This window comes from Leptolyngbya sp. FACHB-261 (assembly GCF_014696065.1).
In the GTDB taxonomy this organism is placed as follows: domain Bacteria; phylum Cyanobacteriota; class Cyanobacteriia; order FACHB-261; family FACHB-261; genus FACHB-261.
Genome location: NZ_JACJPL010000015.1, coordinates 293,667 through 320,429, shown reverse-complemented (window position 1 = coordinate 320,429; position 26,763 = coordinate 293,667). Strand labels below are relative to the sequence as shown.

The 26,763-nt window shown below is 52.8% G+C and carries 23 protein-coding genes; 13 read left to right on the top strand and 10 right to left on the bottom strand.

Translation table 11 applies throughout. From position 1 onward, the window contains the following. Positions 1-17: 17 nt before the first annotated feature. Together H6F94_RS07655 and H6F94_RS07650 are read right to left on the bottom strand one after the other, a co-directional pair. The gene (locus H6F94_RS07655) at positions 18-1,472 is read right to left on the bottom strand and encodes a phospholipase D-like domain-containing protein (protein ID WP_190801619.1); all 1,455 of its coding nucleotides are present in this window, start codon (positions 1,470-1,472) and stop codon (positions 18-20) included. Between the two features lie 81 nt (positions 1,473-1,553). Then, on the bottom strand, positions 1,554-1,748 hold the full coding sequence (locus H6F94_RS07650) for a hypothetical protein (RefSeq protein ID WP_190801618.1): 195 nt from the start codon (positions 1,746-1,748) through the stop codon (positions 1,554-1,556). A gap of 403 nt (positions 1,749-2,151) precedes the next feature. Between H6F94_RS07650 and H6F94_RS07645 the strand changes: the two genes are divergently transcribed. Further along, positions 2,152-2,577 carry an SRPBCC family protein gene (locus H6F94_RS07645; protein ID WP_190801617.1) on the top strand — a complete coding sequence of 142 codons (426 nt, stop codon included), beginning with the start codon at positions 2,152-2,154 and terminating at the stop codon, positions 2,575-2,577. A 47-nt stretch (positions 2,578-2,624) separates the two neighbouring features. Here H6F94_RS07645 and H6F94_RS07640 read toward each other — a convergent pair whose 3' ends face one another. The 4 genes from H6F94_RS07640 to H6F94_RS07625 all read right to left on the bottom strand — a co-directional run bounded on the left by H6F94_RS07640 (position 2,625) and on the right by H6F94_RS07625 (position 5,486). Beyond that, a complete protein-coding gene (locus H6F94_RS07640; protein WP_190801616.1) occupies positions 2,625-3,425 on the bottom strand; it encodes a sensor histidine kinase in 801 nt (266 codons plus the stop codon). A 63-nt stretch (positions 3,426-3,488) separates the two neighbouring features. Beyond that, complete coding sequence (locus tag H6F94_RS07635) at positions 3,489-4,082, bottom strand: L-threonylcarbamoyladenylate synthase (protein WP_242041041.1); 594 nt, start codon at positions 4,080-4,082, stop codon at positions 3,489-3,491. Positions 4,083-4,100: 18 nt separating this feature from the next. Beyond that, positions 4,101-4,712: a hypothetical protein gene (locus H6F94_RS07630; RefSeq protein ID WP_190801614.1), complete on the bottom strand. Its 612-nt coding sequence runs from the start codon at positions 4,710-4,712 to the stop codon at positions 4,101-4,103. Between the two features lie 21 nt (positions 4,713-4,733). After that, complete coding sequence (locus H6F94_RS07625; protein WP_190801613.1) at positions 4,734-5,486, bottom strand: ParA family protein; 753 nt, start codon at positions 5,484-5,486, stop codon at positions 4,734-4,736. 339 nt (positions 5,487-5,825) lie between these two features. On the opposite strand from H6F94_RS07625, the gene dpsA reads away from it, so the two are divergent. The 7 genes from dpsA (at position 5,826) to H6F94_RS07590 (ending at position 15,896) form a co-directional block, all read left to right on the top strand. Next, positions 5,826-6,386: a DNA starvation/stationary phase protection protein DpsA gene (dpsA, locus tag H6F94_RS07620; RefSeq protein WP_190801612.1), complete on the top strand. Its 561-nt coding sequence runs from the start codon at positions 5,826-5,828 to the stop codon at positions 6,384-6,386. A 219-nt stretch (positions 6,387-6,605) separates the two neighbouring features. Then, positions 6,606-7,604: a 7,8-didemethyl-8-hydroxy-5-deazariboflavin synthase subunit CofG gene (gene cofG, locus H6F94_RS07615; protein ID WP_190801611.1), complete on the top strand. Its 999-nt coding sequence runs from the start codon at positions 6,606-6,608 to the stop codon at positions 7,602-7,604. A 149-nt stretch (positions 7,605-7,753) separates the two neighbouring features. Beyond that, positions 7,754-7,990 (top strand): 50S ribosomal protein L28, encoded by a 237-nt coding sequence (gene rpmB, locus H6F94_RS07610; RefSeq protein WP_190801610.1) that lies wholly within the window; start codon positions 7,754-7,756, stop codon positions 7,988-7,990. Positions 7,991-8,505: 515 nt separating this feature from the next. Further along, positions 8,506-13,407, top strand: coding sequence for a hormogonium polysaccharide biosynthesis protein HpsA (gene hpsA, locus H6F94_RS07605; RefSeq protein ID WP_190801609.1), 4,902 nt, complete (start codon positions 8,506-8,508; stop codon positions 13,405-13,407). After that, positions 13,389-14,111 carry a prepilin-type N-terminal cleavage/methylation domain-containing protein gene (locus H6F94_RS07600; RefSeq protein WP_190801608.1) on the top strand — a complete coding sequence of 241 codons (723 nt, stop codon included), beginning with the start codon at positions 13,389-13,391 and terminating at the stop codon, positions 14,109-14,111. Before hpsA ends, H6F94_RS07600 begins: the two co-directional genes overlap by 19 nt. Before the next feature lie 29 nt (positions 14,112-14,140). Continuing rightward, positions 14,141-15,292, top strand: a complete 1,152-nt coding sequence (locus tag H6F94_RS07595) for a PilW family protein (protein ID WP_190801607.1) — start codon at positions 14,141-14,143, stop codon at positions 15,290-15,292. A gap of 16 nt (positions 15,293-15,308) precedes the next feature. Then, on the top strand, positions 15,309-15,896 hold the full coding sequence (locus H6F94_RS07590; protein ID WP_190801606.1) for a prepilin-type N-terminal cleavage/methylation domain-containing protein: 588 nt from the start codon (positions 15,309-15,311) through the stop codon (positions 15,894-15,896). A gap of 117 nt (positions 15,897-16,013) precedes the next feature. On the opposite strand, the gene bchB is transcribed toward H6F94_RS07590, so the two are convergent. Then, positions 16,014-17,540: a ferredoxin:protochlorophyllide reductase (ATP-dependent) subunit B gene (bchB, locus tag H6F94_RS07585; protein ID WP_190801605.1), complete on the bottom strand. Its 1,527-nt coding sequence runs from the start codon at positions 17,538-17,540 to the stop codon at positions 16,014-16,016. Positions 17,541-17,767: 227 nt separating this feature from the next. Here bchB and H6F94_RS07580 point away from each other — a divergent pair, with 227 nt between their 5' ends. Continuing rightward, positions 17,768-18,067, top strand: a complete 300-nt coding sequence (locus tag H6F94_RS07580) for a putative quinol monooxygenase (RefSeq protein WP_190801604.1) — start codon at positions 17,768-17,770, stop codon at positions 18,065-18,067. A gap of 60 nt (positions 18,068-18,127) precedes the next feature. On the opposite strand, the gene H6F94_RS07575 is transcribed toward H6F94_RS07580, so the two are convergent. Then, complete coding sequence (locus tag H6F94_RS07575; protein ID WP_199320261.1) at positions 18,128-18,436, bottom strand: hypothetical protein; 309 nt, start codon at positions 18,434-18,436, stop codon at positions 18,128-18,130. Positions 18,437-18,836: 400 nt separating this feature from the next. Between H6F94_RS07575 and H6F94_RS07570 the strand changes: the two genes are divergently transcribed. From H6F94_RS07570 to H6F94_RS07560, 3 genes are all read left to right on the top strand, one after another. Continuing rightward, positions 18,837-19,487 (top strand): hypothetical protein, encoded by a 651-nt coding sequence (locus H6F94_RS07570; RefSeq protein ID WP_190801603.1) that lies wholly within the window; start codon positions 18,837-18,839, stop codon positions 19,485-19,487. 331 nt (positions 19,488-19,818) lie between these two features. Then, the gene (locus H6F94_RS07565) at positions 19,819-20,523 is read left to right on the top strand and encodes an OB-fold-containig protein (protein ID WP_190801602.1); all 705 of its coding nucleotides are present in this window, start codon (positions 19,819-19,821) and stop codon (positions 20,521-20,523) included. 30 nt (positions 20,524-20,553) lie between these two features. After that, positions 20,554-22,518 carry a flotillin family protein gene (locus H6F94_RS07560; protein WP_190801601.1) on the top strand — a complete coding sequence of 655 codons (1,965 nt, stop codon included), beginning with the start codon at positions 20,554-20,556 and terminating at the stop codon, positions 22,516-22,518. Here H6F94_RS07560 and purM read toward each other — a convergent pair. Continuing rightward, the gene (purM, locus tag H6F94_RS07555; protein ID WP_190801600.1) at positions 22,510-23,538 is read right to left on the bottom strand and encodes a phosphoribosylformylglycinamidine cyclo-ligase; all 1,029 of its coding nucleotides are present in this window, start codon (positions 23,536-23,538) and stop codon (positions 22,510-22,512) included. The two genes, H6F94_RS07560 and purM, sit on opposite strands and share 9 nt — an antisense overlap. A 224-nt stretch (positions 23,539-23,762) precedes the next feature. Between purM and H6F94_RS31920 the strand changes: the two genes are divergently transcribed. Next, positions 23,763-25,136, top strand: a complete 1,374-nt coding sequence (locus H6F94_RS31920) for a septal ring lytic transglycosylase RlpA family protein (RefSeq protein ID WP_206757709.1) — start codon at positions 23,763-23,765, stop codon at positions 25,134-25,136. Positions 25,137-25,239: 103 nt separating this feature from the next. On the opposite strand, the gene H6F94_RS07545 is transcribed toward H6F94_RS31920, so the two are convergent. Then, positions 25,240-26,691, bottom strand: a complete 1,452-nt coding sequence (locus H6F94_RS07545; protein ID WP_190801599.1) for a phosphoglucomutase/phosphomannomutase family protein — start codon at positions 26,689-26,691, stop codon at positions 25,240-25,242. Between the last annotated feature and the right edge of the window lie 72 nt (positions 26,692-26,763).

The following is a 26,763-nucleotide window of genomic DNA, read 5'->3' as shown; positions in this document are numbered from 1 at the left end:
GCTGTTTGTGACCTTGGTTAACTGGGTTCATCTGGCTTGGAGACTTTAAGCTGCTGGACAGAGGCGCAGCGAGACTGCTGCTTTTGGATTTGTTGGCGCAGACGCTTGGTAGGCCCCAGCACAGCTGAGTCGTAGAGGCGACTGAACTCACGTTCAAAGTGAGCCGCTATGATAGGACTGTGAATGACAAGCAAATTCTCGTCGTTGCTTTGGTTAGCAGCCTCGCTCCAATTCTGAGAGCCAGTAATGACGGTTTGAGCGTCTACTACCCCAAACTTGTGGTGTAGGAGATCGCCTGGTGACAGCACAGGCACACCCACCGTTTGCACGCTTGTTTGCCAGGGCTGGTTACCAGCCTCTAGGCGGCAATCTTGAGGTAGGGACAAGCCCCAGAGATCTAGAGCCTCGCTGTAGCTGCGGTAGGCAAAACCAGGATCAATGACCGCTTCTATCGCCACACCTCGCTGCCGGTGGTCTACCTCTAAGACATTGGCCAAATTTTGATCGGAGAACACAAACAGGGCCAGATGAGCACTCCGCTGGGCACTTTGCAGTGCCCGTCCGATCAGGCCATTGACACTCTCTTGCCAGGGGCGAGTCCCACTGGTGGGTGAAAATTGCACCTCAACTTTAACGCCGCCTACTTGAACGGCCTGCGCGGGCCGATAGGGCTTCTTCAGACCAAATCGGCTGTCCTGCTGCCCGCCTGGGCCATCGCCCCATATCAAGGCGAATTCCTGGCTGTATATTGCTGCTAGCTCTGGACTTTCGAGGCGTAAGAGGTGATTGGCGTTGCCTCGGCTTTCAGGCTGCAGCTGGTCTCCATGAACGTCACTAGGAGTGAAATTAGCAGAGGCGACGATGACCACTCGCTGATCGATCACTAGAAACTTGTGGTGCATCAGGCTGCTACCTGCTGAACCGTCCTCCGTGTCATCAATCCAGCGCACCCCTGCTTGCCGCAGAATATTGAGAGCATCCCGTTGCTCCCACTCGCTAGCGCTCACCTGGCCATCATGGTTGAGATCTGCCATCGCCTGCGCCTCGCGATAGCTATTCTGGCCACGTTTCTCCAGGCCTGCAATTTGGGCCGAGGTGTAGCCACTCCAGGGGCGGCTGTAGCTATTTTCCAGAACAACCCGGATGGGTACCCCAGCACGCTGACGCTCTGCTAGAGCTTGAGCAACTCCAGGCAGACGCAACTCATGAATGGCTACATCAATGCTGGTGCGAGCTGTAGCGATGTTATCGATTAAAGTCTGTTCCAGGTTGTCGCCGTAGCGTTCAATGGGACGGTAGGGCTCCGTGTAGTAGGTAGCCTGAGACCGATTGAAGTAAACCTGGATTTGCCCCTCTTGAGGTAGGGCAGGCAGCGTATTCTTGGCCTTTGGGCGGGTCTGCTGACAAGCGCCAAGCGCCAATAGGGTGAGGAACCCAACCAGCAAACTCGGCCATTGTTTCGAGAATGACACGGGGGTAGTAAGATGCTTCCGAATTGGATGAGGGAAGAGACGTTTCCGGCTCAGCTAGCTAAATCAGGGCTAAGCAAGGGCTTAGCAACGGCTCACCAGTTTGATCCGCCCCTCGTCCATCTCACTCATCAACAGTTCCAAAGCTTCGTAGTCGACATCGGAAATATAGCCAAGGCGGGTGAGTTCGAAATTGATTTCGTCCTCAATATCCGGAGTGAGGCTGCGGATGTAGAGTGCCTTTTCAACCAGTTGGCGGATGACGTGCTTGACAGTCATGGTTGCGTTCAAGACTCCATAACTAGTGTCATGTTGGCTAGTCGACGACTGTAGCGCTTGCCCTACCTGTTCTAATCGAAGGGCCTGCTTCAGTTGCCTCTCATGACTTTTAATTGTCCTAAGTTGTGCCCAACCAAGAAACCCGAAAAATACGGCAACTCAGACCGGATTTTGCAGAAATTGTCTCAGAATTGCGCAGATCTACTTAAAGCCAAAGGGACGAATCTTCAGACAGCCTGCCTGTTGCTGTCGTAGCCCACTACACCCTGAGGTTATTATCCTTGACGTGGGAGTCCCCGAGAGTGTTTAAGGGAGGTTTCTCCGAAATTTCACGGGAAGCAATAGCCCTGTAAACTTTCACCAAAGTTCTGGGCTCTGGCTAGAACTTCACTAGAAAACCCTCATGCCTCAGCTGTTAGAGCAGTCTGTAATCATCCATACCAAACCAGAACAAATCTGGGCACTGCTAGCTCAACCGGAAGCTTGGCCCCAGTGGGATCCCAGTTTGCTTAAGGTGACGCTAGATGGCTCTGCAACCGCCGGTGCTACTGGAATTCTGCAATCGGCCAATGGCATGAAGCTACCGTTACAATTGCTGCGTGTGGAGCCCATGGCTCAGCTTGAATACCAGGTGCAGCTCCCTGGCATTCGGGTCATATTTGAGCGTGTGCTTGAAGCTCATAACAGGGATAGCTGCCGTTTACTCTGGCGGGTTCACTCCAAAGGCTGGCTGGCCTGGCTCTTGTACCCTACCCAGAAGAGAGTGTTCAGCCGAGAGGCACAACGTAGCCTGCAAAGCCTGAAGCAGAGAGCAGAGCAATCGCTGTGAAGTGCTCCCAAATTTCTTGCTAGCTGGCTTTAACTATCCGCTCTCCGCTAACTACCAGGCGTGGCCAAGGGAAGGGAGCAACAGACAACGGTCGCGGGCCAGTCCTCGGTTGCTAGTAGTTCTTGAGTGGTTGAAACGGGTGCTGGTGTGGGTGTGCCCGGTGGTAAGACGCGCAGTTCACCCCCCATCAAGTGAACGAGCTGAGCCGCCAAGGCTAGGTTCAGTCCTGCACTATCTGCTGGCTCCTTAGCAGGACTCCGGGTTTGTGTTTCAGACTCCTGAAGCGGTGGACGTTGATCTTCGACGTAAACCTGGACTTGGGATTGATTGGGCTCTAGATGCGAGAAGACCCGAATAGAACCCTCGGGCATCTGACTGATTGCAGTGTCAATTAGGTTGAGAAACACCTGTTTCAGGCGGCGGTAGTCTGCCAGTACGTGCAAATCTTCTGGTGGCAGCGTGACTTCCAGGCGCAGGTTACGGTTCTGGGCAGGCAAATGGGCTAATTGCTGAACCTCGTGGAGCAAGCGGGCCAGCGGTAGCGGCGCTGTTTGCAACTGGGCTGTGCCGTACTCCATCTTAGATACGTCGATCAAGTCGTCTAGCAGGGCCAGTAGCTTCAGCGAAGATTCGTGGGCCTTTTGCAAAAACTCTCGCTCCTCCTCTGGTCCCTCGCAGAGTTCACCCAGAATGAGCTGGTGCATGCCAATAATGCCGTTGAGAGGCGAGCGCAACTCGTGGGAGGTGCGAGCTAGGAAGGTTGCTTTAAAGCGGTTGCTTTCTTCCAGTAAGCGGCAGGCTAATTCAGCCTGCTCTAACTTGTGCTTCAGGTCTTTAATGGATTCCATTCACACCGTTCACGGATAGAGGGTTGAGAGAGCGGCAACAGAGAAGAGTTCACTGAGCCTAGCTTACTCAGATGGCAACTGAAAGGCCCCCTGTCGCAATAGCCGCCAGCTTGGCTTACCCTCAATTGCTGTTACTCCCTGCCATTCAACAACGGTTGAGGGCAAGCCGCTATGTATTGCCTGCTCACTCTGCTCCCATGCCAAGACCTGCACGGCTGGAAATGCAGCCTCAATACTTAGAGGATCAAGGAGCGGTGCTTCCCCAGATACGTTAGCGCTGGTCGTTGCTAGAGGCCCAGTTTGCTGCAAGATCTTGAGCGCTATCGGATGATCGGGGATGCGTAGGCCAATACTGGTCAACCCAGGATTGACTACATCTGGTACGGCTGAACTACAGGGAAGCACCAGGGTTAAAGGACCAGGCCAACCCTGAGCGGCCAACGCTTGCCACGCCTCGCGCTCGGTGTCACTGCCAGCAGCCAACTGCCACAACTGGTCTGGTTCAGCCGCCATCAAGATTAAGGGCTTGTTGGCAGGACGGTTTTTGAGTTTGAAGATCTGAGGCGCATCGGTGGGTCGAACAGCTAAGGCCGGTACTGTATCGGTGGGAAAGCTGACGACCTGTCCTTCTAATGCTGCCTTCACTAAGGCAGACATGCTTACCAAGCTCATGGGTCACTCGTCCAGCGGCTCGTTCATGGATTCGATACTCTCTTGGGCTTGCTCTGGAGCTTGGCTCTGAGTTTGAGTCTGAGCTTCAGCGTAGTCCTGTAAGGCTTCTAGCAGAGTGGTTGAGTCAAGCTTTTCGAGCTGAGTTAGCCAGTCGTTTAGCGCGATCGCGACCACCTGAGAAGTATCAGGGGATGGTAGCTGACGCTCTGCGGCAAGAGCAGCCAAGTGGTCCAAAACCTGTTGCAGGCGTTGGTGCAAAGGGATCGGTAGCCGCAGATTTAACTCCAGCGTAGGAGGGTATGTTTGCGGTTGGGAGGCACTGATTAATTTACGAACCAAGCCACTTGTCGAGCCTTGCGTTCTTGAGGTTGATGACTGTGAGCGCCTAGGTTGTGGGTAACTAGCGGTTCGTGGGGAAGCGAACAGTGAGGTTGGTGGCTTCTCTACGTCTTCTGGTCGAGGAGAGCCCTTGGGTGCAGGCACAGCAGGCAGCAACGGCCCTAGCAAGGAGGTTGAACTTTGCAAGAGTTGTTCTAGACTCTGCCCTGTTACCGCCGGCTCAACCAAGTCGCCGAGTGGGTTGCGGCCTAAACGCGGGGGTATGACTTCACTCATGGTTCTCTGGGCTGCCTTCCCTTAACGGCCTTCTTTCAACTGCCAACGACCTATGGCTTCGACGGCCAGATTTTCAAAGGCTCGGGCGGCTGTAGACCAGGAACTGTAAGTGATGATCGGCTGGCCGTGACCTGCAGCTTCAGCGATGCTCACCTGTTCAGGAATAGTAGTCTGCCACACTTGCCAACGCTCAGAAGTAGCAAGCAGCTGATCAGCCTCTGCGGTCAGACGCAGCTGGGCTCGGTAGCGACTGCGCACCACATCAACAGGATAGGCTCCAGGATTCTCGCCTGAACCCAAGCGGGTGGAGTCGATGAGATGGACTAACTTACCCAAGCCCCGGAGGACCAGTGGATCCGCCTGCACGGGGATAAACACTCGATCGGCAGACATAATTGCTGCAATCAATATTGATGACAAGCTGGGCGGACAGTCAATCAAGCAGAGATCGTAGCGGGGAGCCAGGGGCATCAGCGCTTTTCTGAGGTCTTCTGTACTTTGCCAGGCGTGAAAGGCAGTAGCTTCACCCCCTGCAATTAGATCTGGCCAGGGGCCGCTGCCAGTCTGAATTTCCAACCTACCTGCCAGCAGAGCTGCCAATCCCGCCAGCCCCTGAGCTTCGGTGAAACCCATCCCGTAAGTAGCCGAGCCCTGAGGATCGGCGTCCACGATCAGCACTGAGAGTCCCTGCGCTTTTAAAGCTGCTCCTAAAGTGATCACCAGAGTTGATTTGCCCACGCCTCCCTTCTGGGAAGCCACTGCGACCTTTAGCACTGTGCAGTCTCCTGCTGTTGCTTCACTATATATGCCGAACCTGCCAAAGCTGGCCTGAGGCTAAATATGAATTTGCCAACAAAAATTATTATGAGCTACTGCTAGAAATTACAATTAGTCGCGGTCAATTGGCTAGAAAAACTAGCATTTAGTTTGTCTAAGCCCCCTGTAATACCTGGGTTGTAGTCAGTCCAATTGATATTTATTTTCTGTGTTTATTGAGAATGTTTTGTAGTAATGGCAGACGCAGACTAAAGAGTTTTTTTCGGGTTACTGAACCTATACTTGGATCATCGAGCTGCCCACCAGCAGTTCGTGATTCAGCAAGGAGACAAGGAAATGAATACCACCACTAACCACAGCAGCATCCTGCGGCAGGCTCCTGATGTAATTGCAGACAATGTACTGCGACTAGAACGGGATTTGGCGGGCAGTGTGGTCAATGACCTTAATCCATTGCTCGGTAGTCTCTTTACACTGTTTCATCAGTATCAAAAGCATCACTGGGTCGTGACTGGCCCTCAATTTGGCCAGCTTCATGATTTTCTAAAAGATGGCTATTCCGAATTGCACGATCAAGCTGACAAGGTTGCCGAACGGATTACAGCTTTAGGCGGTGTGCCGGTTTCTACACCTGCACGGCAGCAGGAACTAGCTTGCTTTGAGACAGAGCCAGAAGGCGTTTTCGATTTGCGTCAGATGCTGGAACATGACCTCAATGCTGAAGGCGATATCATCTCAATGCTGCGGGTACTGATCCGCAGGTTCAATGGCTTGGGCGACTTTGCAAGTGAGCAGATCTTGCGCGAAATCATTGTGGAGCGTGAGGAATACGCGCATCACTTGGAGCATTACCTGGCCCTCGAAAGCCTGACCCGTGCTATGCATCCGATGCTCTAAGTGCAGGTCCTTTGGGGTCGCTAAGTTACTAGCCTGAACAAGGCAAGATAAGAGTGGGTAGAGAGCTAAACTTTGCCCATTTCTACCAACTTGCCTTTTATTACCAGAATTGCCGTCAGAGTTGCTGTCAGAATATTAAAGTGCTGCCTACGTAGGTTTTCCTATGTAGGCAGCACTTTATATGGGTTCGACTGCTGTGATCTCAGCCTTGGGCCTATCATGCTCAGCCTTCCGATGCGTCTTGTTACCTACAGTCCCGCCTTCACCCTGGTTCCGACCTACGAGTGCTTCAATCGTTGTACTTACTGCAACTTTCGGGCCGACCCACACCAAAGCCCTTGGTTGAGCCTGACGGCAGCTGAGGCCGCCTTGCGTCCTTTGCAAGCGCAGGGCGTGATCGAGGTTCTGATTTTGAGTGGAGAGGTGCATCCTCAGGATGCGCGGCGAGGGGCTTGGCTACAACGAATTTACGATCTCTGCGAACTGGCCCTCAGTTTAGGTTTTTTGCCTCACACCAATGCAGGACCGCTGAGCCGAAGCGAAATGGCTCAGTTGAAGTCGGTCAATGTTTCGATGGGGCTGATGTTGGAACAGGTCACGCCCCGGCTGCTCAAGACGGTCCATCGCCACGCGCCCAGTAAACGCCCTGAGCTGCGCCTAGCCCAGCTGATCCAGGCTGGTGAACTGGGCATTCCATTTACGACTGGGTTGCTGCTTGGTCTGGGTGAAACCCGAGCTGAGCGTCGGGAAAGCCTGCAAGCTATTGCTGAGGTTCAGCGGCAGTGGGGGCATATTCAGGAAGTCATCTTTCAACCGCATACAGTTGGTAGTTCTCAGAGCTGGGCGGGGGCAAGCTTAGCGCCGACTGAGCTATGCGAGGTGATTGCCGAGGCCCGAGAAGTATTGCCGCCAGAGGTTGTTCTACAGGTGCCGCCCAATTTGGTGGTGAGTGACGAGCACTTGCTGCGCTGTCTGGACTTGGGAGCGCGGGATCTAGGCGGTATTGGCCCATTGGATCATGTGAATCCGGATTACCCCCATCCGCTAGACCGGCAGTTGGCAGCAACTTTGGCCGCAGCTGATTGGCAACTGGTGCCTCGGTTACCCATCTATGCTCAATACGACAGCTGGCTGACGGGTGATTTAGCTAAAGCTGTGGCGGATTGGCGTTCGCGATTGCATAGCCTGTCGCTCGCCAACGTAAGTCTCGGTGCGTGATCTGGATATTGGGCCAGGGAGCCGAATTTGAGAGTATTACTACCCCTCATCGCCTCGGCGCTTGTGGGCCAGCCAGAAGGGTTGAGCCTAGACTGTACAATAGGGGGCTGCAGCTATCGTGAACCGCAACTCACTGGAGAACTCTGACTATGTCACGCCAATGCGCCCTGACGGGCAAAAAAGCCAACAACGCCTTCGCGATTTCCCACTCTCACCGTCGGACCAAGAAGCTTCAAGAAGTCAATCTGCAATGGAAGCGGGTTTGGTGGCCTCAGGGCAACCGCTGGGTTCGCCTGCGTCTGTCTACCAAGGCAATCAAAACTCTCAATTTCAAGGGCATCGATGCCTTTGCACTGGAAGCTGGGATCAATCTCAACAAGTTCTAGCTCGGCTGGCCCTGAGGGCTCGACAGAACAACCTGTGGGTTACGCGATGGCCCGGTCTTGGTCCTAGGCTGCTTCTTTTGAAGCAGGGCTGGGGGCTAAGGTCGGGTTATTGTATGTGGCGGCTTTTTTGGGAGCTGGGCAGGCAGTGGGTTAGATGGCCTGAGATTCAGCCTGAGATTCGAAGGGGAGTTCACCTTGAACTTCAAATTTCTGGTAGGTAGCAAATTTCCGGTAGGCAGATCGTTTGGCTGGCCTAAGTGGGTAAACTTTTGGCAAACTAGAGCCTAACTGCTTGTAGCAGCCACAGTGCCAGAACTACTACTTACTTAAGTCAGTTCTTGAGGCGGCCAACCGGAACAGGGGGAGAAAAGCTGAGGAAACTCGCTGAATCCAGTCAGAACTTTCCATTTTCAGCCTAAGAGCCTAGTCGGTTCAGAAGTACAGTCTTTCCACGGAATTGATCAGGGCAGTCAGTGTAGCTGACCCGGTAACACACGGAGTCTAGAGAGCGATCTATGTCACGTTCTGCACAGAGAAAGCGTCGCCAGCGCCGACCTTCATTTTTCCAGCGTGTGATTGCTGAGCCATTGGCTGCCGTGAGGCGTCGTGTAGAGAGTTGGCGTCCTCGCGCACGAAGAACCTCGAACCCAAGCGCCAGGCCGGATGGGCAGGGGCTAGGGCTTAGCCAGGTGTTGCGGGTGTCGAGTCGATTCTGCAAGCGGGTGGGGCAATCGTTGCAGCGGTGGCTGTTGCGCGGCTTCCTGGTACGCCCTGGTAGGGTACGGGGTCGGGCGGCCTCGGGCTTCGTGCTGCCGACTACGGTGTTTGTGCTGTTGATCATGACGCTGGTGGTGAGTCTGCTAGTGTTCCGGGCTTACAACCGTACCAACCAGAACATTGGTTCGCGCCAGGAAAAACTAATCGAAAACGCGGCTGCACCTGCGATTGACCGGGCTAAGGCCAAGCTGGAGTATTTGTTCACGAAGGATAGTCGTCTGCCCACTGGGGAGCCTTCTGAGGAATACATCGCGGGCATGTTGCTCAACAATGGCTTGGGCGGTGCCGGTGCTCTGGCGAGCAATCCTTACAACAGCCTTCCAGATGAGACTCAGCTAACCGAAGCTGACCTCAATGTCGATTTCAACGCCGACGGCAATATTGAGGCGGCTGACCCAGTGCCTGCCTGGAAGTTTGTTAACCCTGCGGATAACACCACAACGGTTTATGGCGTTTTCCTGAAGACACAGGTTGATACCAATGGGGATAATGATGTCTTAGATCCGGAAGACATCACGATTAACTCTCCTGACAACGTTAAAGCAAACGCGTTAGTTGTTCGCAATGGTCCAACTGGTGCCACAGGCAATGTTTGTCAGGCGGGTAGTTTCAGCCGAGGTAGAGCCGGCTGGTTTAGCGGAGTTCGTGATGGGGCTTCTAGAAAAGATTTTCAGATCTACGCCGTAACCCTGCCTACTGACGTAGCCACAGGAAATGCTGCTGGTAGTCCTCTCAATTCGACGATTGCGGCACTTCAGTATCAGCAAGATCGAGAAGTCGAACCGGGTAATACTTTTGGAGCGTTGTTCCGAAATGATCTGGAAGTTTTCGCTGGCGATGCCTTCAACTGGAACGGACGGATTCGCACTGAAGGTAGTTTGTTCACCACTAGAGATAGCTTCCGCTCTTATCTAATTAGTTCACCTGCTTCTTGCTATTACTTGCCAGCAGCGAACTCCGAAGTCAGCGCGCGGGGCTTGTTTGCAGTTGGCACCATTGGTGATAACGCCTACTCCGGAGACAATGTCACTTTTGATGTTCACCCTGGCGATGCTAGCGCACCGACAGACTCAGAGAGAGTTAACAACGTAGAGGATTCTGTTGTTGATGGCAACGCCAACACAGACCCAATCAATCTGGCACTAGACCCTCTGCAGATTGTTACCAGGGATGCTTCTGTGCCGAGGGGCGGAGACGCTACTTACAGGACCGCGAAAGCCGCGCCTTGGGAAAACAGAGATGTGGCAGACCGGATCAAGATTTTGGGAGATGGGGATAGGTCCTGCTTGCCCTACATTGACGACACCTATCGTGCTGACAATCGCTACGGTCCTAAGCCAACTTACAAAAGGGCGACCCGGGACGATACGACTGGCAATTGTTCAGCGGTTCAATTTAGCCAACAAATTGCCAAAAATATTGGCGATGAAATTGTTGCAACGGATCAGCTCATTACTGGTGGTCAGGTTGAACTATTAGGAGATGATCTAATCCGGGAGGGGCCGAAATCTGGAGGCGATGAGGATTCAGTTGGTCTGGATGGTTACTGGGAACGCCGTGCAAGAGCCAAGGGACTACGGCTGATTGTTGGGCAACGGCTAGAGCTGAGCAACCCGCTGCCTCCCTATGCCGCATCAGATGGCACCCTTCGGGATAATGAGGCCCGTCAGCGGCGCGCTTTGCGAGATAGCCTAGCGGCAGTTCAGGCGACGGCTGTTTATCACTACAGTTCGACAGATGATGGTTATTTCCCTAAAGCCTGCTTAGCGACAACTGTTCACCCTGGCACAGCCGAGACTTTAAGAGCATCCTCAACCTTCACAGACGCCAATGGTCTTGGCATAAGCTTCTTCCAAGGCACAGGTACTAACGGCTGGGAGTTTGATGTTCCTCAAGGCTCAGAGGCAGGCTTCATAGGAGCTTATAACAGTGCCACTAGCCCACTGCGTAGAGCGCTTCAGAACCTAGCTTATTTTGCTGGGGATTATCTGGATAGCAACAGTGATGGTATTCCAGAAGCGAGTGGAGCGTTCCCACCCACTCAAGAAGCTAGTGGTACCAATGCGAAGGTCCATCCAGAACCTGTATTAAGCGCTTGGGGCAATTTTTCAGAGCTGCGACGAGTTCTAGCTAGTCGTAAAAACTACGAGCAGCTCAGTATTGCTGATAAGTCAACTCTGCACACCGCAGCCTGCACTCTGGGCATGTTGGCCCATGACATCGTCACTAACCGTCTAGCTGACTCGGTGATCAGAGCGAGTCGGACAGACCAAGATGAGAATCCCTACCAGTCTCTCTTCTATCTATTCCCCCTAACTGCAACTCCTCACGGTGAATTTCGTGCTGGCTATCCGCTAACGATCAACCCGAATCCAACCATTCTGTACAGTCCAATTAGTGATGCGGACTTGGATGCCATCAAAATCAATCCGAGAAGGATTGACACAACTATACCAGGGGCAAATGTTTGGGTAACGCCTGCTGAGAGATTTAACGGAGATGCAGTTTGTACTTTGGCGAACGCACCGAATTGTAGCCAATACAACCTGGTCAAAATTACTGCTGACAATAGTCTTTATCGGATCGCCTTTAAGGACACTACCTTCCTAAATGGGCGGGAGATGATGAATGTCCGTGCTCTCAACGTTGACTTGGATCTGCTGCGTCAGAGAGATCAAAGCAAGAGTACTGATGATAGAGATACGTGGCTACCCAAGAGCGGCTTGGTCTATGCGTTCCGTGAAGATGCTGTTCGTGAAGACGCCATTGCTAGACCTAAGCTGAAAGCTTGGAACGATTACGCTGCGGCTTGGGCTACGGCTAAAGGTGATCCGACAGATGCAGCCAATATCATGAATGTCAACGCAGATCGGGATCCGCCAGTCTGCCAGTTGAGCAGCACAGGTTGTGTTGACGGTACCCGTGGCGTTAGCACCAAATCAGTTGACTACTACGCTGATCCGGAACGTCGTCCTCATGGCTTCCGCCTGATTCAAGGCTTTAGGCTGGACCGGGCAGCAACAATTGTTCCTGAGCAAGAAAACATTGCCGGTCTGTCCTTTATTTCCGACGACCCGGTTTATATTCAGGGCAATTTCAACCTGCACAGCACAGGTGGCACCAGTGAGGCTGACGCAGTTGGGAGCCTCATTGAGGAATTCACCGAAAAGATTGATTATGCCAACAATTTTGCTGGCAGCTTCTATAGCAGAAGCACACCTAACCCTGCCTTTGCCAGAGCTAAAGCCGAAGGCGGCGATATATGGCGCCCCTCAGAAATCCTTTCGGATGCGGTAACTGTTCTCTCTTCTAATTTCTGTGACGGCAGTATCGAGGAAAGCTTCCTACAAGATGGATCCTTCAACTCACGAATGGCTGTTGGCACTGGCAACAATAGAGGAGCCTTCTTTGGTGACACTGTTGATGATATTGGTCCTATAAGAGCGAACTACGGCTGTACTACTGAGACCAACACGTCGTATGTCAACCAAAACCTGCCAGCTGCACCTACCTTGAGTTCGAAAATAGCTTCTGGCTCTTGGCCTACGGTGTTCACCAAGCTTCGCGCCTCGAACCCTGGTGCAAAATTATTAAGTTGGGGTCGTAAGCCAAAGCGTGACGAAATTGTTCCTCCTTCTACCCTCCTAGATCCACTAAGGCGACCCATTCATATCTCATCACAGGGAAATCCAGTTATCGATACGGGTGATCTAGCAATTGGTTGGAATTTTGCCCTTGATGACCCTGATGCTCCTAATAGCGCTGACAATGAAATCCAGCCAGCGAGGACTGACTTAAGCCTGGAAGATGGCTTGCCATTTTGCCCTTCGACCACTCTAACGAATACAGCCTATGTCCTAGGTGTTTTCCCTAGTGATTACTTCTCTGACGGTACTGGTAATCGTAAGGCTTACAACGTAAGTCATCCTCTCTTTGAGGAAGATGATGTGGCACCTTACAACTTGGTTGTGAGATCCTCAAAATTCAACAACGGTATCTGTTTCAGGTTCCGAACGGACCAGAGAAGGCTGCGAATTAACGGGAATCTAGTCAAGGTAGAAATTGAGACACGTCCCGAATCAACCCTTCTTGCCGGACAACGGTACGTTGTTCTTCTAGATGAGGTAACGAGACGTCCTATCCCTGTGCCTGATTATCAACGTTTTGAAGTCTTTGACAGCGGCTTTGAAAGTAGTCAGCTAATGACTGCCCCAACTAATACCTGGGTCAACGCCATAATCGTCAGTGGCACAGTACCCTCTCGGCTTAACCAAACCGCCGGCGGTTTGCACAACTTCCCGCGCTTCCTTGAAAGCTGGAAAGACGCAAACCTCTACTTCTCCGGCTCAATGATCCAGGTCAACTTCAGTAACTACGCAACTGGCCCGTTCGACCAAGACGCCTGGGAGCCGCCGACTGTATCTAGTAACGATACCCAAAGCAACCAGTACTACCGGAACCCGAACCGTTATTGGGGTTATGACGTGGGCCTGCAATACGCACCTCCCAGCGCCTTTGCCCGACGCATCGCGGAAACCACCAACTCGCGCGACGAGTTCTACCGAGAACTGCCAGCTGACGATGACTACATCTGCAAGCTGCGCAGCGCCACCCAATATCCATGCAACACCGGGGCCTAAAGATGCAGTACAACGCTCGACATAGGTCTACTGAACAGGGCCTAACCCTGCTAGAAGCACTGGTGGCGTTGGTACTGGTCTCGGTGGTCATTGGTGCTATCGCACCACCGATCATCCTGGCCCTGGCCACCCGTGTGCAAAACCAGCGCAACGAGCAAGCGCTCAGCGTGGCGCAAGCAGAAATCAACCGCGTACGGCTGCTAGTGGATCGGGGCGGCTTGACTAGCGCTCAGCTCGACCAGTTGCTGCCCCCAAAAACCACTAATAACGACACAGCTCCAGCCGCGGTTCCTGTGCCTACCTCGACTACCCCAGCCACTCCAGCTAACTGTAACGGCGACCGTTCCAAACTAACGGTTACTGACTGGTGCGGCGTAGACACGAATGCTGACAACAAATTTGATTTAGCCATTCAAACATTCCGTACCCAAGTCAAAACCACGACCATTCAAGGCATCCCGGTTTTCTTCCAAATGGGCGTTAGGGTCTACACCAAACAGTCCATAGACGCCTATGCAGGCAATGGCCTCAAAGCCGACACCAGCAGACTAAAGCTCACCAGTGGTCAGAGCGCTGTTCAATCGCCATTAGTCGTTCTTTATGCGCCAATTACCCGCAGCGATTACACCAACTCCAGCGACTCTGCCCTGAGGCAGTACTGTCTGTCTCTCGCTCCAGGGAGTTCAACTTGCCCACCCAACTAGCCCAACTTGGTCTTTAGGCACTGCGCATAATGGCTATCCAAAAACTTAAGGCCAACCTATTCCGAGCCTATTTGCTCACACTGCGTCAGCAGAAGACACAAGGCTTCACCCTCACAGAACTGCTGATTACTTCAGTGGTTGCAGTTTTGGCAGTTGGGGGGCTTCTGTTTTTAATGACCCAGCTTATTGGTCAGGACAGACAAGACTTCGGACGCTCAGAAACCCAACGCGAAATGGCTCAAGCCCTCGACTATATTGCCGCTGACCTTAAAGAAGCGGTTTATGTCTATGAGGGCGAATGCCTGAGTGGTAGTGGTCCTCGCGTAACTAATGCTTCCGATGCTGGTGGTTGCGGACGTACCCAAAACTTAGCTGCCTCTATCGGTTTGCCTGTAGTCACTGACGGTTCATTCACACCCGTCTTGGCTTTTTGGAAGCAGGAGCGCACGCCTTACTTTAGAAATCCAACTGGCACGCAGCTATTGCCGACGGAGGCGGACTGCGCTCGTTTAACTGCTGATCAAGCAGAGTGTAACGGTCTCAGGATTTCACAGAACGCGTACACCCTAGTTGTTTACGCCTTAGCCAGAAATATAAGCCCAACTGATATTCAACAAGGTCCAGCGAGAATTATTCGCTACCGCCTGCGCAAGTACGATCCCAATCAGTTATCTACACTGGTTAAAAGATACGAGGATGATCCTGCTGAAGGCTTTCAAGGCTGGACCTGTAAATCTGGGGGACCTACTGCCACTTCCTGTCCTACCGCAACTGTGAATGATGGCTCAAGCATTCTAGAAGCGGCAGCCTTAGTGGACCATGTCGATTTCTTCCCTATCGATGTCGGCAGTGATCAATTTCCCCCTGACTGTCCTCCTAGTCAGGCCGATCTCAGTCAGACTGATCCTTGCGCAGCAACCGCGAGTTTGCCCTTCACCTATAGTCTGACTCCGCCTAAGCCAGCTAGTGGCAATGCTAATGCCAGCTTCTATGCCTATGTCACTCGCCCAGACGCTTCACAGGCTGGGTTGAACCAGGATGTTTTCGTATTCCTGCGAGGCAACGCTGCCACCCGTTCAGGTCAACCAGACAACAATCGTCAAGCCGGTTACTTGCCCACTCTGCAAACCCAAGCCCAGATACGCAGTGCGTTTAACCGAAATCCTCCTTTGGCAAATTAGTGGCAGAAAGGCAACTATGGCTCCCCTAACCCAACAAAAACAGCCACAGTCAAACTCGGGCTTTACCTTGCTAGAAGTGCTAGTTGCCTTGGCAATCATTGCGGCTCTAGTGGCAATTGTCGCGCCTGGTTGGTTAGGGCTGCTAAACCGGCAGCGCATGAACACAGCTCAGAATGCAGCCCTAGCCGTCATCCGCGAAGCTCAAGCCAACGCCAAACGCCAAAATCGCCAGTGGCAAGCTTGTTTTCGTGTTGCAGATGATCGCGTACAGTCGCTAGCGCAAGCACTGCCCAGCCGCTCCACTCCCACTAGCTTCTGTGCAACAGACGCGCCAGGATGGGAAGATCTGATCGGCGGTGAGTCTGACCAAGTTGCCATCAATACGGCAACCACATCTTTCCTCACCAACGGCCCAGGCGTTTACTACGTCCCCTTCCGGTTCGATGGTTTAATTGACGATGAGCGCTTGGGTGCAGCCTCAGTACCAACGCGAATCTCATTCCAACCCCGCGAAGGCGCAACCCCCGCAAATCAAAGATGCGTTGCGGTCGCCACATTGCTAGGCGCTATTCGTACAGAAAGAGGTCCCGCCTGCAATCTTTAGGTTGAGGCTTAAAATTTTCGCAATTGATACCAAATAAAATCCTCCCGTTGAAGTTCAACGGGAGGATAACTTTAAGCTGCCGAATTTAAGCTGGCAACTCAAGCTACTAGAAACGAGTTATGCGCCCACAGATTCCTTAGCGGCGTACATCACCTCAACGGTGATTTCATTGAGGCCCCGGTCCCGCGCAAACTTTTCAGTGTTGCGCTTCACCTTGCCTCGCACAAAGCCAGGAATCTTATTCAACTCTGCAGTGGCTTCTTTATTCCAGCCCAGGTCGGAGCCAGCACTGATGCCCTTAGTAATCACTTCCTTAGTGTCGTGACCGCCAAATATCTCCAGCAGGTGATCCTCCATGCCCAAGGTGAAGGAGTTATAGGCCAGGTCGCAGATCTGGTTGGTGCCTTCGTACCCCAAGAAAGGCTTGTAGCCAATCGGGAAATTCTGGATGTGCACCGGAGCCGCAATCACACCGCAAGGAATATCCAGGCGTTTGCCAACGTGACGCTCCATTTGGGTACCAAAGATCGCAGACGGTTCAACTCGAGCAATGGCATCGCCAATCTCACCGTGGTCGTCGGTAATTAGCACCTCGTCGCAGTACTCGCTGACTTCTGCGCGGAACCAATCAGCGTCGTATTTGCAGTAAGTGCCTGCCCAAACCACATGGATACCCATTTCACGCGCCAGAATCTTGGTCATGGCAGCGGCATGGGTATTGTCACCAAAGACTACGGCCTTTTTGCCCGTGAGGTTCTGGCAGTCAATAGAGCGCGAGAACCAGGCCGCCTGCGAGACATGGAGCGTTTGCTCATTGATGTAGTCTTCGTAGTTAACCTCTGCGCCCTGCTCGTTGAGCACCTGCTGAATCTTGCGGATGCAACGGGCTGTATCAACCACGCCCATCGGTGTGATGTCCACACAAGGCGTACCGAATTCCTTCTCCAGGTAGCGAGCTGCCATCAGCCCCAACTCACGATAAGGCACCAGATTGAACCAAGCGCGAGGCAGGTTCTTAAGGTTATGAACTGACGCCCCTTCCGGGATGATTTCGTTCACCTCAATGCCCAAGTCGGCCATCAGCCGCTTGAGTTCGGTGCAGTCGTGGTGGTTGTGGAAGCCTAGGGTCGAAATTCCAAAGATATTAACCGATGGCTTTTCAGTTTTGCCCTCGGGCAGGTCGCCCTTGCGACGAGCTTTATCGATGTAGAACTGAACGATCTGCTCTAGCGTGCGGTCAGCGGCTTGCAGCTCATTAACCCGGTAGTGGTTAACATCTGCCAGTAGCACATCGGACTTGGTATCCAGGGAAGCTCGTTCCACAAAATTCTCCAGGTCTTCCTGAAGAATGCTGGAGGTGCAAGTTGGCGTGAGCACGATCAGGTCAGGGTGCTCTTCTGTGTCCTTGCGAGTAATGTTATCGACAACTTTTTCTTGTGAGCCCCGTGCCAGCACGTTGCGATCGACAACACTGGTCGTTACTGGGGTAAAGTTACGCTCGCGCTCCAGCATTGAGCGCATGACATTGAAATAGTCATCGCCCAAGGGAGCGTGCATAATGCCGTGGACATTCTTAAATGAGCTGGCGACGCGCAGAGTGCCAATGTGGGCAGGACCCGCATACATCCAGTAGGCCAATTTCATAGGTCGAGCTTTCCTCTGCCTTATTGCTTCTTAAGCCCTAAAAGTCTCACAGGGCACAGGACTCAGGTTAAAACGGGACTGATGCGTGAGGGGGGCACTGTAATCATTCTTTATCGAGCCAAGGAGCTGGCTCACTGACTGGTTTACTTGCGGACTTACTGACAAATGACACTCTTTGCGGTCCAATTCTTTGTGTAAAGATTTGCAAGTCAGACCCAAGAGAAAAAATGGCAGACAAAACTATTCAAGTGGTTGCCCGTATTATTGCTCAGGCAAGCAAATTAGAAGAAGTTAAAGCTCGTCTTTTCGGATTGTTAGAACCCACCCGTGCCGAAAAGGGCTGCATCCGTTACGAACTATTTCAGAGTTCTGCTGACCCTTCTGAGTTTGTCTTCATCGAAGAATGGGCAAGCGATTTTGCAATCACTGCCCACCTTGGTTCAGACCACGTACAAGAAGCATTTCTAGGTGCAGAAAACTTACTCGCAGCTCCTCCCGATGTTCGTCGGTACTATCTGCTGGCTTAGTTAGTTCTGGCTAAACCCTAAGGGGTTCCTCAAAGACGCAAAATCTCTTAAAGGCCCTCCTTAAAGGCTCAAAGAGAGTTCAGGAATGAGGCTGGGTGGTGTCTCAGGGGTCTGGGGAGGCTGCGGCGAGGGCAAGGGGTCTGGATCAGGGAACGGAATCGAGGGTGGAATCGGCTCGTGAATCGGCTGAGGAATGGGAGCAGGCACTGTCTGGGGAACAGAACCAGGGGTCGGCTGAGGAATCGCACCTGGAACTGGTTCTGGCACTGGACCGGGAGTGGGTTGTGGTCCAATGGCCAGCAGCCGTTCAGCTTGTGCCTGAGCTGGCCTCTGCGTTCCGAGGAGCAGACTGCTAGAGCCAATTTTCATCGAAAACACCAATATCTCAATACTTACTATGGGACTATAAATCGCGCTTAAGTCGCGACTGCCTACCGAGGTATTTGAACCAGGCCTGCTAAGCAGAAGTGACTGAAGATAACTTTAAGGGCTCAAAAGACTTAGAAAAACTAAAAACAGACATAAAAATCGTGGCTTATACTGCTTGCTCTCGCTCTCTAGACAGAAGTGACTTTCCTTTCTAGAGGTAGAGCCAGTTAAGAATCGCGAGGGACTAAAGTCTAATTATTAACAGGGTGACTACTATTAGCCGAAGCAACCGAAGCATAACCCAAGAACCTAGCCTAAGCTTCAAAGAGCTTCAGAGCTTAAACCGGCAGTATCGACAGCGAAATCTCAAGGTCTTCAAAAGAGTTCTGTTAATAACACTATGTCCAATTCTAATGATCGAGAAGTTCACAATCGTGAAGTCCGTCGCGATGTTTACCAAGATGCTAGTGGCAAGATCCACACGGATGTAACTCGCACCTCTGAAACCATCCAGGGCAGAGGGCCAGATCAAGGGGTAATATCCGACGGAGCGTCTTACCGCAACGGCTATGTACAAGGGCGAGTAACGGAGTCTCGCCTGCAACAGGAAGGACAGGTTGCTCGCGATAATGAAAACGCAGCTCGCGGCTTGCTGTTGGGACTATTGCTGACGGGTCTAACAGGATTGGTGCTGGGCAGTATCCTTTATGTGAATCAGCGCAATAACCAGGTCCCCGCTACGGCACCTGCCCCTAGATCTACGATTGTTGTTCCCAGCGCTTCACCTGCTCCGGTCCCAACCCCGGTCCCAACAGTCACGCAAACCCCAGCGCCTAGTGCGACCACAACGATTATTGAAAGAACGCGCGAGATTGTGCCGGTGCCTCAGCAGTCAGCCCCCGCACAACAAGCTCCTGTTCAGCAGGCCCCCACACAATTGCCGCAGCAGGACGATGTCGAGCCAAGCACCCAAGGTGAAACAGATCTCGCCCCGGCTGACCCTACTCTAGACCAGACCTCGCCTACAGGTGAGGCTGCTCCTGCCCAGTAAGAGGTACGGGCTGATACAGGCTTATACGTGTTGACGGTTCTCTCTCTAGCTCTCTGCTGCTAGAGAGTTTTTTTAGCGCTATTAAGCCAGATTAAGGTCTAAGTGTTTAAACCCTGAGTCCAGTGTTGAACCGACCACAACAGAAGCCCCGATTAGCAAGATCAGCAACCGGCTTAGAAATCTACAAATTATGTGTTTTAGAAAACATAAGCGCGAGTCGCCTAGAGCCAACTGTTTTTCTTAAAGTTCACAAAGAAAGCTGCACAAAACTTTAAATTTGCTGACAGCCGGTAGGGATGCGTTAGCCTGGAGCTAAATCACACTACCTTCTATGCTGTTCAGCTCGACTAATCTTCCCTACTGGATTTTCTTAGGGATGGGTCTGCTGTTATTTGCCGTTGTGATTTTTACTGGGGGGGGTGATCAGGATTTAGATGCTGATGCCGATTTAGACGCTGATGCAGACCTTGAAGGCTCAGACGGCTTTGGTGGAACTGCTTTCTTGGGTTTACTTGGCGTTGGCAAAGCGCCCCTACTACTCTTGCTCGCTACTGACTTTAGTCTATGGGGAGTTTTCGGTTGGGTTCTCAATACTTGGGTTTCTAAATCACTCGCAGAACTAGCTGAGTTTGGACCTGTTCGCCTGGGTGTATTCGTCGCTTCGCTACTAAGTGCTTTGTGCTTGGGCGGCCTGATGGCTCGTCCGGTTGGTGCAGCTCTAGCGAGTTTTGGTGAGGATCCCAGTGAGGCCCGGTTAGTAGGACGCAGCGGCACTGTCGGCTCAGCTGTAATTCCAGTCTTTGGCACTGGCAAAATTGGCCAAGTTGACGTGATTGACGCCCATCTAAATCGCGTTACCCTCAGCGCTGTGACGCCAGAATGGGCAACCTGTATGCCCAAAAGAGGTAATCCAATTCTGATTATTGACCGCCAAATCGTTTCGCCTGAGCGCAGTCTTTATTTTGTTGTCCTAAAAGACAGCGTTGATCAGGATCGTTGGCAGTCGGTTATGCCTGAAACCAATTCTAGTCGTTAATCTTTTTTGACTCTGCCCAGGAGATTTTCTATGCAGTTTTGGCTAACTTTGCTGCAAAATTTACCGGTCACTGACAGCTCTGCTGAACCTATTGATCAGCCTGCCAACTTATCTCAACAGCCAACTCTGTTGAGCAGTGCCGCAGTAGATTATTTGCCGCCTGCTATGCCATTGGCTGTAGCAGGCGAAGGCGTTGTCTTGGCTGGGGGCATTGGTGGCATTTTGCTACTGCTGCTAATTGGAACCTGGGCCTACACCAGAGTCTATACAATTACCCCCACGAATGAAGCCTTTGTCTTGACCGGTGGCGTATTTCGCAAAGGCAAAAAAGTAGTTCTCAATGGAGGTTGCGTTGTTCTGCCTGGCTTTCATGAGCTGACTCGTGTGCCGCTGCGCGAAATTTCGGTCGATGTCGAACGGACTGGCAAACTCGCCGTGCGTACCAAAGATTACTTGCGGGCGGATATGCGCGCCACCTTCTTTGTCTATATCAATGCCTCAGAAGGGGACGTGCTAACTGCGGCGGCTCGTCTTTCTCAGAGCAACCGGATCACGCCTGAAAATATCAAAAACGCGATTGAAAAGAAGGCGGATGATGCGATCCGAGCGGCGGCCAAGAAAAAGAGCTTGTCTGAGATTGACTCCGATAAGTTGGGCTTTGCACAGGAAGTTCTGGATCTGATTCAGCCCGACTTGGAGAAATTAGGCTTAACGCTCAACAATATTTCGATCTCCGAGATCGAAGAGAGTGATACCTATGAGGAAAACAACTTCTTCGATGCGCAAGGGGTGCGCCTGCGCACCGAGACAATTCAGCGCTCGATCCAACAAAAGCGCGAAGTGGAATTGCAGGTGCAGATTGGCATTGAGCAACGCGAGCTAGATGCTCATAAACAATCGCTCAAGATCAAAGAACAACAAGAAAGTGCTCGCTTGGAGCAGCAGCTTCAAGTAGAGTCCCTCAAGGCCCAGCGGGAACGCGAAATTCAAGAATCTCGGGCCCGTGAGCTGGCAGTTTCTCGACGCACACAAATTCTTCAAGATCAGGGCGTTGAGGAAGAAGAAATCCGCAAAAAACTGGCAGTGCAGCAAAGCCAAGTAGAAGCGGATATCTCGCTAGAGGAGCGTAACAAACAGCTCAAAGTCACCCAAGTTGTGCAGCGTCAAGAGGCGGAGGCGGCAGAAATTGCCCGTCAACAAGCAATCGAGTCGGCGCAGTTTCAAGCTCGGGCTAGAGTCGCAGAAGCCGAGCGTCAAACTCGCCTGGTACAGGAAGAAGCTGCGATCGACGTTGCCACTCGTCAACGGGAGCGTTTGCTCACCGAGGCCAACCGGGCTCAAGCAGAAGCCAGCGTTGTCACTGCTACTGCAATCGAGCAGGCCGATCGTGAGAAACGGTTGGCCCTAATTGACGCTGAAAAACAGGCTGAGCAGAAACGGCTGAGCGAACAAAACGTGGTAGAAATTGACGCTTTTCGTCGTCGTCGTGCTGCCGAAGTGGCTCAGGCAGCCGCTGAATTAGAAGCTGAATCTCTGCGCGTTTTGGCCCAAGCTACCCGCGAGAAACTGTTGGCCGAAGCTGAAGGGACACGCGCCAAAATCCTGGCAGAGAACACAATCAGCAATCCCCGCCTGCTAGAAAATCTGCTGAATGCTCTTGGTCCTGACCTGGTGACTCAGTTACCAGAGATGCTGAGAGCACTTGCCCCTCAACCGGGGGTCTTGGGCGATGCCCGAGTTTATGCCTTCCCAGGTGCGGGTGGCAATGGCAGTAGCAACGGCAATGGTGCTAATCCAGATATCAACCGCTTGCTTCTGTCCACCAGCGGCTTATCGCTAATCAACACCCTATTAGAAGAGGGCAAGTTAGCAACACTGCTAGGCCAACTGCTGAATGTAGTCCGCAATCCTGCGCCAATCGTTAACCCTACTGTCCCAGAGCTTGAACGCTTAGAGTTTGATGGGAAAGGGGATGGTAACGGCTCCCTAGAATAAGCCAGTTAACTGGTTGTCCCCTGGAATAATCGAACCAATGCGATAAGCAGCTAACCCCTGGTTGACAAACCACTGCTGAGCAGCTTCGCTTTGTGTTGCTGGTAGTACCACCGCGAAGCCAATACCCATATTAAAGGTGCGATACATCTCTGCTTCCGGAACCGCACCCACTTCTGATAGCCAACGAAAGACTGGTGGTAGGGGCCAAGAGCCCGCTTCGACCTGAGCAGATTGTCCGGTTCCCAAGCACCGAGGTAGGTTCTCAGGCAAACCGCCGCCTGTAATGTGAGCCATGCCATGAATTTCCAGCCCTGACTTGAGCGCTGCCAGGACTGGCCGCACATAAATCTGAGTTGGCGTGAGCAGCACTTCGCCGATGGATCTCGTTGGATCCAGTTCAGGCAACGTCTGTTGCCAATCCAGCCCAGAAATCTCAACGATTTTGCGAACCAGGCTAAAGCCGTTACTGTGAACGCCACTGCTGGCTAGTCCTAGGACAACGTCGCCAACTTGCACCTGAGAGCCATCCAGCGCCTGGTCTTTTTCAACGATGCCTACGCAGAAGCCCGCCAGGTCATACTCGCCAGCACCATAAAAGCCGGGCATCTCAGCTGTCTCGCCACCCAGCAGAGCACACCCTGCGTCGCGGCAACCGGTGGCAATGCCTGAGACTACGTCAGCTAGCTGTTCCGGCTCTAGTTTGCCCGTCGCCAGGTAGTCGAGAAAAAACAGGGGCTCTGCCCCCAGCGTGAGCACATCGTTGACACACATCGCAACCAAGTCCACGCCCACCGTGGTGTGCTGGTCCAGGACCTGGGCAATTTTCAACTTGGTGCCTACGCCATCAGTACCAGAAACCAACACGGGTTGCCGATAGCCGCTGGGGAGTTCAAATAATCCCCCAAAGCCACCCAGGTTTCCTAGAACACCGGGTCGACGGGTGCCCTCGACAGCTGAGCGGATGCGTTCAACAAATGCGCGGCCTGCCTCAACATTGACCCCTGCTTGCTGATAATCCATGCCCTCTTCCTTTTCAGGGTTCAGACTCCCGAGTATGACGTGATCATGCTCACAGAAAATGTAAAGCTTTGTTAAAGGACCCCAGAAATGGGGAGAAATGCTTGCAGGCTGAAACCCTTGTCTCCACCTGATCTCCTACGGTTTTGTCTTTTTAAGGATCAATAAATCTAACCTGAGACTATGGATTCCTCTGATCCCCGTAACAGAAACTTCATGCTAGTCTATTGCAGTTCAAAACTAATGGACAAAAGCGGAGCAAGTACGGCTTAGACGACGACTCTGAGTTAGCCCGAGTGCTGTTAAAACTGACCCCTCTACGGTCAGCGGCACTCCCTGATGACGTTGTTCCTCACGGAAGTATGAACCATCAATTTTGGGGCAGCCTGGTCACTGCCCTGCTAATCTCGACCGCTCACGGCGCAGTATCTAGCGCCCCCGTCCAGGCAGAAGACCAGGACAGTTCCTCAGACAAAAAAGTTGGCATCATCGACGCGGGCGGTAATCTTGCCCCTGCTCAGCCCGCTCTTGAGCAAAACAGCGCTCTTCAAAGCAGCGCCGCCCCTGCCTCAATCACTTCTCCCTCCGGGGACTCGGTAGCTGGAGTCATAGCTTCACAACCAATTGCTCCAGCTTCAGGAACTGACGAAACAGACGCCATCACCGCTGCGAAGTTCCCGGCTCATGCCCCGATTGCAGCGTTTGCCATGATTGACGCTCAGGTGCCTCAACCATCTGCTCTTGAAGGGCAGAAGTCGGAGGTGATGAAGTCAGAGGTGACGAAAGTTGGCGCTCGCCAATCACAGCAAGCTGATGAGCAACCGGCCGATCTAGTTGCTCGCATTCAGCCCCACACCTGGGAAGGTCGTGCCGCCGCGACCCTCTACGTGCGTGATATTCCAATTGTGACCTTCTTGACTCTCAACGGTTCGGGAGCAAGAGGTGAGAGTCGCTCAGATAACACGGCTCAGAACCCAGTTTGGCAAGCCACGGAGGTTGCGGCTCGAATTAACGCCTTAAGCCGTTCCGATTTTGATGCTAGGTCTATTGCTCTGGTTTGGTCTGAGGCTCAAAACCAATACCAGATCAGGCTAGACGATCAAGTGCTACTTGGTTTTGCCGAAAACGTGCGGCTGGCTGATGCTACCCGCAATCGTTCAGACGATGCGCTCCAAGCAGCCAATCGTCTGCGAAGGCTGCTCGGCAATGCGCCGCCCCTAAGGCAAAATGTGCTGGGTCAGGCCCGCCAGAATGTACTGGGTCAAGCTCGGAATTCTGGTATCGGTTTGGCAGTTCGCTCTTTCCGAGTTCTGGCTAGTGGCATTGCTTCCTGGTATGGGCCTGGATTCCACGGCAATCGCAGTGCCAGTGGTGAGGTGTTCAACCAAAATGCGATGACTGCGGCCCACCGTAGCTTGCCTTTTGGTACCAGAGTCCGGGTTGTGAATCGCAGCAATGGTCGCTCAGTTGTCGTTCGTATTACTGACCGGGGCCCCTATGCTCGCGGACGGGTAATCGACTTATCGACGGCTGCCGCTCGGGTCCTCGGTCTCGTTCAATCAGGGGTTGCTCCGGTACGCATTGAGGTCTTGCGTCGCTGAGAGTCTGCCTGCTTGAAATGAGCCGCCAGAACGAAAAGTTCTGGCGGCTGGTTTGTTTGAGTTGTAGAACCTTGAGTGGGTAGGACCAGAACCGAGAGCTAACCTAAGCAGGCACAGCCTCGATCTGATGGATCAGCTGATCCATGGCGGCTGCGATCTGGCTCTCTTGCTCAACGGAGTGGGTTTCCAAATAAACCCGCATCAGGGGCTCGGTCCCCGAAGGACGCAGCAGAATCCAGGAGCCGTTTTCTAGATAAAGTTTGACGCCATCTTTGCGACCCACTTCTTTGACGGCTATGCCTGCAACTTCGCTAGGTGGGTTGTTGCGGAACGATTCCATCACTGCTGCTTTGTGCGGATTGCTCAAATGAAGGTCTAGGCGCTGGTTGTAGAGAGGGCCTCCTGCTTCGGCAGTGACTTCTTCCACAATTTGCGACAAAGGTTTGCCTTCGTAGGCGATCACTTCCACCATCAACATGTCGGCAAGGATGCCATCTTTTTCGGGGATGTGACCGACGATGCTCAAGCCTCCAGATTCTTCGCCACCAATCAGCACCTGAGTTTGCCGCATCTTCTCACCCACGTACTTGAAGCCCACCGGGGTTTCGTAGATCTCTAGGCCGTACTTGGCTGCCAGATTGTCGAGCAGATGGGTGGTAGCGACAGTGCGGACGATGGCACCAGACTTGCCACGGTTCTTGACTAGATGTCGGGCCAGAATTAACAACACCGTGTTAGGGGTGAGCACATTGCCCAGTTCATCCACGATGCCGAAACGGTCACTGTCTCCGTCAGTTGCTAGACCAATATCGGCTCCTGAGGATTTGACTGCTTCTACCAACTCAACTAACTGATCACCCTTAGGCTCTGGCATGCCGCCGCCGAACAACACGTCGCGGTAGGTGTGATAGCTCGCTGTATCGCAACCGCAGTGCTCCAGCACCGTATCAACGTAGCCGCGCGAGGTGGAATAGAGCGCGTCGTAGCGAACCTTAAGCTGAGCGGCGCGGATGCGCTCAACATCGATCAGTCCATAAATAAATTGCAGATACTCTGGCTTTGGATCGAACTGGGAAATCTTATCCCGAGGCACATTGTCCGGTCCCTCGTCACTGGAGCCGCTCAGATTCGCCACGATCGCATCCGTAATTTCAGGCGTAGCGGGACCGGCGTAGTCTGGAATGTACTTGATGCCACAGTAGGGAGCCGGGTTGTGGCTGGCTGTGAACATCAAGGCCCCAGCAGAGTTTAGGTGACGAGCACTATAGGCAATGACCGGTGTAGGACAGTCCCGGTCGGAAATCTTAACCGTCCAACCTAACGAAGCCAAAACATCAGCCGCCACCAGGGCAAACTGGTCGGCCAGAAAACGAGTATCGTAGCCAATAAGGACGGGCCGATCTTTGCTGTAGGCAGTTTCGAGATACTTGGCAATGGCCCGAGTCACCTTCCGCACGTTAGGAAAGGTGAAATCATCAGCGATAATCCCACGCCAGCCATCGGTACCGAATTGAATCTGAGGCGTGTGAGTTGGGGGACCTGCAGTTACGCTCATGAAACCTCACTCTTAGGCTTAGGGGACGCTGCTTTTTACCCTCTAGAATAGTCGCCCCTGGACCGGAAACCC